Annotated in this window: 9 protein-coding genes and 1 rRNA gene; 1 reads left to right on the top strand and 9 read right to left on the bottom strand. The window is 32.2% G+C overall.

The window, feature by feature from the left end; translation table 11 throughout:
* Positions 1–73: ribosomal RNA gene (rrf, locus tag BUR17_RS21305) — 5S ribosomal RNA — on the top strand; the annotation flags it as partial.
* 466 nt (positions 74–539) lie between these two features.
* On the opposite strand, the gene BUR17_RS19510 is transcribed toward rrf, so the two are convergent.
* From BUR17_RS19510 to BUR17_RS19470, 9 genes are all read right to left on the bottom strand, one after another.
* On the bottom strand, positions 540–1,064 hold the full coding sequence (locus tag BUR17_RS19510; RefSeq protein ID WP_228418871.1) for a hypothetical protein: 525 nt from the start codon (positions 1,062–1,064) through the stop codon (positions 540–542).
* Positions 1,065–1,074: 10 nt separating this feature from the next.
* Positions 1,075–1,605, bottom strand: a complete 531-nt coding sequence (locus BUR17_RS19505) for a hypothetical protein (RefSeq protein ID WP_074232153.1) — start codon at positions 1,603–1,605, stop codon at positions 1,075–1,077.
* Positions 1,602–4,322, bottom strand: coding sequence for a COG1470 family protein (locus BUR17_RS19500; RefSeq protein WP_074232152.1), 2,721 nt, complete (start codon positions 4,320–4,322; stop codon positions 1,602–1,604). Before BUR17_RS19500 ends, BUR17_RS19505 begins: the two co-directional genes overlap by 4 nt.
* A complete protein-coding gene (locus BUR17_RS19495) occupies positions 4,315–5,064 on the bottom strand; it encodes a WxL protein host-binding domain-containing protein (RefSeq protein ID WP_228418864.1) in 750 nt (249 codons plus the stop codon). Before BUR17_RS19495 ends, BUR17_RS19500 begins: the two co-directional genes overlap by 8 nt.
* 145 nt (positions 5,065–5,209) lie before the next feature.
* Positions 5,210–5,788, bottom strand: coding sequence for a hypothetical protein (locus tag BUR17_RS19490; RefSeq protein WP_074232150.1), 579 nt, complete (start codon positions 5,786–5,788; stop codon positions 5,210–5,212).
* A gap of 225 nt (positions 5,789–6,013) precedes the next feature.
* On the bottom strand, positions 6,014–6,541 hold the full coding sequence (locus BUR17_RS19485; protein WP_074232149.1) for a phospholipase domain-containing protein: 528 nt from the start codon (positions 6,539–6,541) through the stop codon (positions 6,014–6,016).
* Between the two features lie 249 nt (positions 6,542–6,790).
* Positions 6,791–8,395, bottom strand: coding sequence for a BamA/TamA family outer membrane protein (locus BUR17_RS19480; protein WP_228418861.1), 1,605 nt, complete (start codon positions 8,393–8,395; stop codon positions 6,791–6,793).
* Positions 8,396–8,561: 166 nt separating this feature from the next.
* Positions 8,562–9,356 (bottom strand): SDR family oxidoreductase, encoded by a 795-nt coding sequence (locus BUR17_RS19475; protein ID WP_074232147.1) that lies wholly within the window; start codon positions 9,354–9,356, stop codon positions 8,562–8,564.
* Positions 9,357–10,034 carry a hypothetical protein gene (locus BUR17_RS19470; RefSeq protein ID WP_074232146.1) on the bottom strand — a complete coding sequence of 226 codons (678 nt, stop codon included), beginning with the start codon at positions 10,032–10,034 and terminating at the stop codon, positions 9,357–9,359.
* Positions 10,035–10,100: the final 66 nt, after the last annotated feature.

Below are 10,100 nucleotides of genomic sequence, written 5' to 3'. Positions count from 1 at the left end.
ATTCCGAACACAGAAGTTAAGCCCTCTAGCGCCGATGGTACTGCGAAAGCGGGAGAGTAGGTCGCCGCCAGTTTTTTTTAAAGTCTCATAGATTTATTTCTATGAGACTTTTTTTTGTTATAAACTCAGAAAATCAACAATATAGATCAATGATAATTGATAAATGATCATTGATCACTAATAAACAATAGGTAATGAATAATAAATAATAAATAATAAGTAGTTTTGCCTATTGCTAATTGGTTAAGGTTCGCTCCTCCGGAGCGAACCTTTGTAGAAGAGAATAATCATAATCACATCTCTCAGAGCTCCGCATGAGCGATACGTATTAATTCTAGAATTGTAATAGATAAAGAGAAACTAAAGCTGAATAAATTTATTTGTCTCAATTAGGCCAAAAACTAATATCGAATGACTACGATTCTAGCGCGGATAGCAGCGATTACCCCGCAACATGAGTAGGAGAGAAGAGGGATTTAGAGGTGGAAAGCAACGGCGTGAAGAGTAAAAGCGGATAGCCGGAATAAGCTCTTGAGAAATTAAATTGGACCTATTGTAAATACAAGTTTACTATTGTAAGTTGCGGCTGGAATAGTGACTGAAACTCCGCTGAGTTGTATTTTAATTGGAATATTTGAATAAGAACCTAAGGCTAATACTGCTGTAATTCTAAATAATTCTAAATCTGTAAGTGTCACGGCTTGGTAAACGCTTCCTCCGCTTATTGTACACAATACACATAGTGTTGATCCGTCACCTGTTCTTTTAACATTCAATATTAAATTGGAGTTCCATGTCGGGTTAGGCTCATAATGTACAGAAATTTTACCATTGCTTAATGCAAGAGGAACACTTACAGTTAATAGCACTTGGTTGTCTAAGCTTTCATAAGTTCCTACATAGTTTGATCCTGCTTCTGTGATTGATGGTATAGGTACTGCCCAATTACCACCCGCTACAGTTATAGTTCTTTGTGCTTTTAATACACAGGAAAATATTAAAAAGAATATAAAACTTATTTTGAATAAATATCTTCTATTATGATTAATATAATTTGCTCTCATATTTTTTTATTTATTCGGTGATGGTATACACAATTACTACAGGTGTATTGGTTCTTGATAGATTGGCATAAGTATTTGTTGATAAACTTATGGTCAATCGATGCCCGTTATTTACTCCATTTCCGGTGAATGCGCCGCCTATTCCACTGATTATCGTTTGTGATGTTGTATTGAGAGTGACTTGAGAAGTTGGAGTTCCTAATGTTCCTCCTCCAGCTCCCGAAGCTGCTGCAGCTTGAATTTTTATATCAACTCCAGAAATTACTGGGTTGACGGAGGCTGTTATTTTCCGTGTTGCTCCACTAGAGGTAATTGCTGATGTATAGTTAATCCATTTTGTTGTATTTGTAGCAGGCGAAACAATTGCCACCCCAGCTTCTGTAGGAGCTGTAAAATTCATTGAAATTGCTCCGGTTGGTTCAATATCCATTAAAGTAACAATGGGTAAATTTACGCTCAAAGTACTGTTTCCTGAAAGTTGTGAAAACAGATGAGAAGAAATGATAAAACAGATCAAGAAAACTAATTTGAAGTAACTCATTTTTGTTTTTTGTTTTGGTTATAACTTACTTTAATGGTTTCCTGTTGATATTTTATTTCGGATGACTGCTTGATGATATTAATTGTTACATTTTTTGTTTCGGCAGATTGTAGATTAAATTCAAAATGATCAATTGGTATTTTATATCTTTTATCTAAGCCGTTTCTGTAAACTTTCACTTTCCAATCTCCGGGACGCAAATAAGTGAAATCAAAAGAGTCTCCCAATAGAGCTATTTTTCTAAATGTCTGATTACCGTTACTCACTTCAACAATTACATTTTCGTTTTTCTTTTTTTTGGTTGAAAGCTGGGCGAAGCTCAATCTATTTTCGTTTTCTGTATAATCAATTTTTCCCTGAATCTTTGCAGCACTTGTCAATCCAAAGTTGAAAATATTTTCTTTATCAGTTAAAACTAAAGAGGCAGGAACATTTTGATCGGCAATATCATTAATGTCTGTTGTTGATCTGTCAATTTCCAAAACATAATCACCTGGATTAACATTTTTGAATAAATAATTTCCATTTCTGTCGGTTATCGAAAGATGATTTCCCATAATCAGTCGGATTCCGTCAACCTTTTTTACGCCTAAATTTTTTATGTTTCCGGATAAAGTAGTGTATTCTGCAATTTTCTGAGTCGGAATATTCATTTTTAAAGTATAACGCAACGAAAAAATAAAATCTTTATTCCCCAATTCTCCACGCTGTAAATTATATCTCGCAGAAACGCCAATCTCATGTTTAGAAAAAATTTGCTGCTGAAAAAGGAGTTCAAAAAGATTTCTGTCAGTATAATAATCTTCAGGCATATAATTGTTCTGATAAAAAAGACTGAACTGTGTTTTATCTGAAAACCGATTTAAAATTCTTGCTCCAAAATAAAACTGCCGTTGATTCTGTAATTGATAACGGGAAGTAAGTGCATAACTTCCATAGATATTAAATGAAGTTTTAAATTTATCAAAGCTTATGTTTGCAGTATAAAAACTTGAATTTCCCGAAACTCCGGTCAGATAGTTTTCTGTTTTCCCCAACTGTCCTTCAACATTCAACTGGAAAATTCCGATTTGCTGGTTAACGGAAAGTTTAAAAAAACGGTCGTTATAATCAAATTCTTTGGGCATTAATCGGTCTTCATATCTTTGGGTGCCTCCGTAAAATATTACATTTCCGTTTTTAGAATATTTATATTGAATTCCATACTGCAAATATTTGCGATAAGGAGCCGCAAGAAACAAAGTGTCACGCTGAAAGTTTTTAGCATCCTGTACATAGTTGGCAATAAAATGAATCTGTTTTGATAACTGATACTGAAGATTAATATTGATATTGCTCGTGTTATTAAAATATCCTGCATATTCCGGACTTGCTCTCATATACATTACATTTCCTTTTACTCTTTCATAATTGGCAATGGTTTGAATCATAAAAGCAGTGCCGTCTGTTTTTGCTGTTTTACTGTACGATGTTTCTCCTGAAATCTCAAGATTTTTATTGATATTAAATTTTCCTGTGAGATAAGGCAAATACGCATTTGAATCTATTCTCATATTAGTAAGGATTACATCTGTACTTTCTGTTCTTGGAATTTTATATAAATATCCTGCTGTAATTTCAGATTGTTTCCCGATTTTTAATTTTGAATAAACATTAAATTCATCTTTAATATCTCTGAAAAATCGTGGATGATTATAAAACCCACCAAAGCTTATTTTTTTTAGGTCGAAACGGATTTCTGCACCTCGACCGTATCTTGCGTATTCAGTTAAAAAAGAGGCAAAATAATTTTTATCGCCTAAATGAACCCAGAAATTTTCTCGTTTATAATTCACAAAATATTCTTCATATTGAGTAAAAGAATTAAATTCTACCGGATTTTTGGTAACTGCATGAAATTCTAAAAGGTTTTTATTTTCGTCATCTAAACTTCCTTTTCCATACAATTCGCCCTGGAAACCACTGTCATAACGCCCCCGATTTTGCATTCCAATCATAGACACAGAAGCCAAAACTGGAAATCTGTGGAAAACATCTTCCTCGACGGGTTTTACAGAAATGATTTTTACACTTGAATAGGCAGTCTGATTTTCCTGAGGATTATCTTTTGAAAAAACTGAAAGATTTAAATTCTGATATTCATTTTTCCCTAAATCTGATGGAGTTCTTTTACTTACTGTAATTTTTTTGCTTTCGCTGGGAGCCAAAATTAAAGTTGCGCCCAGATCAATGACGGCATTTTTGCTTTCTAAAATTAAATTTTCAGAAACGTTTCCATGATTTTTTAATAAAAAAGTTGATTGTATTGTCTCTCCTGCTTTCACAAACTCCGGGGAATCTAAAAGAGTAAGAGAAAGTTTTCTGTTTCCGGAAACTAATAATTCAGCCGTTTCAATAATATTTTCGCCTGTTGTAATTTCAGTTCCCTGTAGTAAAACAGAATATTTTCCTTGCGGAGTTTCAGTCGCTATTTGTAAAGGAACAATATAAATTTTACTTTCATTCGGTGAAACGGTTATTTCTCCATTTTTTAGAATAGGAATAATGAAATTGTTAGAAGTTTCTGCTTTTAGATTGTAGGCTTTTGCTACAGAATTTTTGTTTTCTATGGTGAAGGAAATAGAAGTAGTTGTCCCCGGTTTCAGACTATCTTTTTTTTGAGAAAAAATAAATGCCGGGAATAATAGAGTAAAATAAATTATCCATTTTTTAATCATTCTTTACTTCTAGTTCTACATTTAGGGCGAATGCATTTTCTTCTTCGTCAGTGGCAATCAGTACCGCATTATATTTTTCGGGAGGTATTTTGCTGATATCGATATAAAAATATTTTGAAGTTTGCGGTAATAATCCCGATGCCTGACTTGAGAAATTTCCGAGTTTTTCTCCTGTTTTTTTGTTGTAAATTTCAATGTTGGCGGTTGGTTTACAATAAAGATTTCCTTTGTTGGTAATAGCAACTTTTAAGATTTGTTTTCCTTCTTCTTTTTCAATTTTCACATCTTCAAATTTCAAATCTGGTTTTGCTTTTTCTGAATCAAAATCTGTGATTATCTGAATGGCATAGCGAATAATGGAGGTAATACTTACTCCCTGCTTACTGTCATTAGGTTTTATATCTTCTAAAGGTTCTACCATAATCACACTCCAATAACTTCCTGGCACAGAAAGACTGTTAGGAACGGTTATTTCGTAGTAAACTTCTGTTTTTTGTTTGGCTTTGAGAGTAATAAGATTGGTATTCATTGTAATCCAATCTGTATTGGTTTTACTGTTGGTATGAGGAGTAGAATAATAGATGGTGCCGTCAGATTGATAACTGTAATCCTGAAGAAAAAGTTTTACATTTTGTGATTGATTGCCGGTATTTTCTATTTCAATTTTTCCCTTGTAAACTTTCCCGTTTTCTACCTGATAAGAGTGAGAAAGTCCATTCAGAACAACAATTCCGGCTTTCAAGAAAGAGAATTGTAGTATGAAAATTAGCGATAGGAGAATGCGCTTTATCATATTAATGTAAAGTTTGGTGTTTAAAACATTGATGAAACAAGATCAAGAAGAGAAAGAAATTTCTTCTTACCTGTAAAAGATAAAGTATGACAGATTAATTATCCGAAATGGTATAAGTAACCGTTGCAACAGTTGTTGCGGTTGCCTGTAAATCTTCATAAACTGCAACTCCACCGGGACCACTTCCTGCAGCTAAAGCATACGTAAGATTATGACCGTTATTGGCTCCGTTGCCTGTATAAGCACTTCCTATTCCTGAAATAATTGTTTGATCTGTAGCACTCAGTGTCAGCTGAGCAGCCGGATTTCCCAATGATCCTCCTCCAGAACCTGTAGCTGCCGCTGCAGTTACATGAATATCAATCCCCGGGATAATAGCATTTACACTTACAGATACATTACGGGTTGGGTCTGCAACAGATTTAATAGAAGAATAATTGAGCCAAAGTGTACTGTTTGCAGTGTTTGGAACTACCGGATTTCCTGCTTCTGTAGGTGCTGTGAATCCTAAAGTAATGTTTTTAGTTGCGGCTGGCTCTATATCAACTAGTGCAACTTCAGGCACAGAGATCGTTACCGTGTGATTGTCTTTGTTTGTATCTTGAGCCTTAAGATTTGAGGAAAGAGCAAATGTAGCCAAAGACATAGCTAGGGTAATTGTTGTTTTTTTCATGGTGTTAGTTTTTGTATTGTGAAGGTAATAAAATTCATTATAATATGATATACTTAATGATAGAATTTTATTGTTAAATATTCATTTACAATATTTTAATATGTTTTAAAATATTATTATACATAATTATTAATAAAAAACATACCATTTTATGACTGTAATCAATATAAAAAAAATCTTACACAGATTTCTGTATAAGATTTTTGTTTTCAAATTAATATAAGATTAATTAAGATTTCTAACAGGTCTTCCGGGTTCTATTCTTCCCGCAAAATGCCAACTGTTATTGTTAGATTTTATTTTAATATCGTACCAACCTTTTGTTTTGTCTAAGTTTATAGTTATTTTTTCTTCAGAAACATGAAGGGAGATATTTTTTTTGTTTTCATCATACTGATTTTCTAAACTGATATTTAGAGTATTTGTTGAGATGTTTATCAATGTTACATCAACTTCATTTTTATAGAGATTGCAGAATAGGGTTACTTCAAGCTCAGGATTTTTTGTGCCTTTAAACTTTCTTACAAAACCATTTGGCCCTGTTACTTCATAACTGTATGAATCTACATCTACCAAATGCGAAATCTCGTCATTTGAATTAAGCTCGTAGGAAGAATAATAATCTTTTGTATTAAATTTATTTTTATTGTAGATAATTAAAGGTACAGAGGTATCTTTAAGGTTGGTCATTACAATCTTATTGTGTTTGAGATTGACATCGTAATTGTACTGTAGTAGAGTAGGTGGTTTCATGTCTCTTTTCCCTGAATTTCAATAGTTTTTACATTGATTTTTTTCAGTATATATTTGAGATATGGTGTGTAGAATTAGTTTTTCAAAAAAAATATTTCTGATATCAAATTTAGACGAACAGTATTACCTGTTTTTTAATTATTTATTAATATTGAAATATTATTTTGGTAAAAATAGTGTTAAAATTTAACATAATGATAATATGAATGTGAATTTTTTTGTGAATTAGAGAAGATAATTAAAATTTACTTAAAATCTACTTAAGATTCCCCAGTGGATTTTTATATCATTAAACTTAAAAGGATTGCCAAATTCGTTACCATTAGAAAGCTGAAAACTCATCAAACCTATTGGAATAAAGAAATTAAAACCAAGACCAACACTGTATAATTTAGGCTTTACGTTGAGCGATTTGTTATTGAGTTGTCCGTATTGTCCGAAGACATCAAAAAATGCCTGATTTCCGATGAGATATCGATATTCTAATCCTCCATAATAATAAAAATCTGCGGCGAGAGAATTTTCATTAAAACCCCGGAGAGAATTCCAGCCACCAAAACGGTATAATTCGTTGGCCGAGAAATCTATTTTAGAATCCATCATCGCACCTTCTCCTTTTATATTGAGAAAGTGATTTCCGTTGATATGATAATTATATTCCCCAAAAAAGTAAAACTGATTTTGGTTGGCTTTTATATTTTCACCGGTATAATTGGTTGCTAAGAAATCGTATCCTACATTTAATTTAGACTTGTAAAGGAAAAGATCAATATCGGTAGGTTCGGTCATGTCAAAGAAAATACCGATCCCTTTTTTGTTGTAATCTTTCCCCTGAATATAAAGACTGTCGAGAATTGCGGATGACTCAAAAGTTCCTCGAAGTCCGATTTTTTGTCTGCTGTTGAGATGATAATAAAACGCAGGTAAGGCTTTTACATTGGCAAAAGTAGAATCTTGTCTGAAGATATTTACTTTCATATTCAAACCTACATTAGAGTTAAATAAATACGGAATATCAGTCTGCAGATCAAAAGTCTGACCTTTGTCGGGGTTTCTTTGCCAATAAAGATTGACGGCTTCAAAACCGTTAAACATGTTTTTAAAATTCACATTCAGAGTTCCGTTCAGCGTAAATTTATCAGTTTTATCATTTCCAAAACCGATAACTCCATCAAAAGTATTGGTTTTCTTCTTTTCCATAAACAGATAAATCTGTGTAGAATCTTTTGTGAAAAGCGTTTGTGGTTGCCGTTCCAAAGTGATAAAAGGATGGCTTTGGAAATTTTTATTGATGGCAATCAGGTTTTTGTCCTCGTAAGTTTTTCCTTTAAATTCTTTCTCAAGATTTTTTATAAATCTTTTAGGAACTCGGGTATACCCTTTTGCTACAAAACCATCGATGGTTCTTTTATTATTTTTATTAATATCAAGCTCTACAACAGGAATTCCGTTTTTCTGTCCTTTAAACTGAGACTTGATTCTGCTAAAAGCAAACCCATCATCAATATATTTTTTGTTGATGTTTTTTTTAACTGAATCTAAATTTTTAGTAAAAAATTCTTTTTCAAGTTTGAAACGGTCAACAATAGAATCTGATAAATTAACGTAGGTCTGGTTGAAATTTTTGCCTTTGTCGTAGAAAATTTCTGTGCTGTCACCTTTTATTTTTACATCTTTCAGCTCGGTGAAAAAGTAATTGTTTTGAGCTAAAGAATCGAGAAATTTTACTGCAGAAAGCGAATCTTTTACTTTTTTCTTGACCTTCGTTTCGGTGTCAATCAGAAAATAATGCTTCTTTTGCGCTTGTACAAAAACGCAAAACAGAATAAAAAATATGTTTAAAAATAATTTCAATTCAATTTATTTAAACCATTAAGGTTTATTAAGTTGTTAAGAATATTAAGACAAGCTTCGCTGTAAGCTTAAAAATCAGAATGATGATCTTAATTAAACTTAACTTCTTAAGTCTTCTTAATGGTTCAAATCTTTTTTATAATAAAATTTCCTTTAATAACTGAAACTACGGCAGTTTATTGTATTTCTTCATCAAATTCTCATAAGTTCCCTGTGGAAGAATCCATTTTAAAGGAACGCCGATTTTCTGCCCGAATTTACCAAAATAATAATGAGCTTTCCACTTATTTTTAGTTAAAAGCTGATCGATATATTCTGCAACTTTCAAAGGTTCGGTTCCGTCGCCAACATGAGAATTCATCAAAGCGTACACTTTATCGAATACATTTTTATAAGGCTCAGAAACTTTTGTTTTTACACGGTTTTCTGCAATATTGGTTTTAATATCACCCAAATGAAGTGAGCAAACATCAATATTCCAAGGGTAAACTTCGTATCTCATTGCTTCGGTAACTTTGTCGAGAGCAGATTTTGAGGCAGAATAAAATCCACGGAAAGGCAGTCCCATCTCACTTCCGATACTGGAAACATTGATGATTTTCCCGAATTTATTTTCCCGCATTTTTGGCATTACAGCGGTCATCATCTGAACTGAACCGACAAGATTCAGATTAAATAATTTTAAAATATCTTCTTTTGTAGAATCTTCCACAGAACCTACCATTCCCATTCCTGCATTGTTAATTAAAACATCAATTCTGGTTTCTGTTTTTAAAACTTCAGCAATGGCGTTCTGAACAGCATCATTATCTGTAATATCTGTCGGAATTGATTTAAAATACTGACTTTCGGTATATTTTCGGCTTAAACCGTAAACGTGGTGACCTTTTTTTCCGAAATATTCTGCTAATACGAAACCAATTCCTGAGGAAGTTCCCGTAATGATGATTGTTTTTGACATTTAATAAATAAAATATTGTTTTGAATTTGGGATTTGTATTACTGTTTCTCCCGGTGTAAAATTATCCATTTTTATAAGTGTTTTCCATTTATATTTGAATTCTTTATGGAAATCTTTTTCGGGAGGTTCTTTATCATCTTCAAAACAAGGATAATACTGGTCATCAACAATAACCTTGCTTGTTGAAAAGTTGACTTCACTAAGTCTGTTAAATTGGCAAGTATCATCAAATTTAACGACTGATCCAATTAAATAAAAATCATTATTTTGAAATCTATAGGTATGTTTATAAGTATAGGTATGTCTTGAATTTGTATTATATGATTGCGAAATGATTATTGCTCCATTTTTTATAATGACTTCAGGTAAAGTGTTATACCCCGGAGCGAATCCTGTTTTTGATCCTAAAATGACAGTTGAATTTTTCTTCCAGATTTTCAGTTGTCCGTTATTGTTTTTTAGAATAAAAATTTCTCTTTGAAAACCTCTGTTAAAATCTTCATTATTCATTTTATCTGAATTAAAAACAATTACTGTTTCATCTTTTCCGTCTTTATCCAGATCTCCTTTTGTTTCTACAATTTTAGTATAACCTTTTGGGATTACAAAATTTTTCAATTCCTGCGAGCTAAAAATTGTAAAGAGTAGAAGGGTAAAAAAAGAACAGATTTTTTTCATTAATCATTAAAAATTTAAACAAATATTCTCCTTCTGGGTTATTCTTGTGGTTTTAAAATTATAAAT

This window comes from Chryseobacterium scophthalmum (assembly GCF_900143185.1).
GTDB classification, from domain to species: Bacteria; Bacteroidota; Bacteroidia; order Flavobacteriales; family Weeksellaceae; genus Chryseobacterium; species Chryseobacterium scophthalmum.
The sequence above is the reverse complement of the archived record's forward strand: the minus strand, read 5'-3'. Positions and strand labels throughout refer to the sequence as shown.

Coding starts and splice junctions, on each gene's coding strand:
- BUR17_RS19510 (WP_228418871.1), bottom strand. CDS start 1,064: ATGAGAGCAAATTATATTAATCATAATAGAAGATATTTATTCAAAATA.
- BUR17_RS19505 (WP_074232153.1), bottom strand. CDS start 1,605: ATGAGTTACTTCAAATTAGTTTTCTTGATCTGTTTTATCATTTCTTCT.
- BUR17_RS19500 (WP_074232152.1), bottom strand. CDS start 4,322: ATGATTAAAAAATGGATAATTTATTTTACTCTATTATTCCCGGCATTT.
- BUR17_RS19490 (WP_074232150.1), bottom strand. CDS start 5,788: ATGAAAAAAACAACAATTACCCTAGCTATGTCTTTGGCTACATTTGCT.
- BUR17_RS19485 (WP_074232149.1), bottom strand. CDS start 6,541: ATGAAACCACCTACTCTACTACAGTACAATTACGATGTCAATCTCAAA.
- BUR17_RS19475 (WP_074232147.1), bottom strand. CDS start 9,356: ATGTCAAAAACAATCATCATTACGGGAACTTCCTCAGGAATTGGTTTC.
- BUR17_RS19470 (WP_074232146.1), bottom strand. CDS start 10,034: ATGAAAAAAATCTGTTCTTTTTTTACCCTTCTACTCTTTACAATTTTT.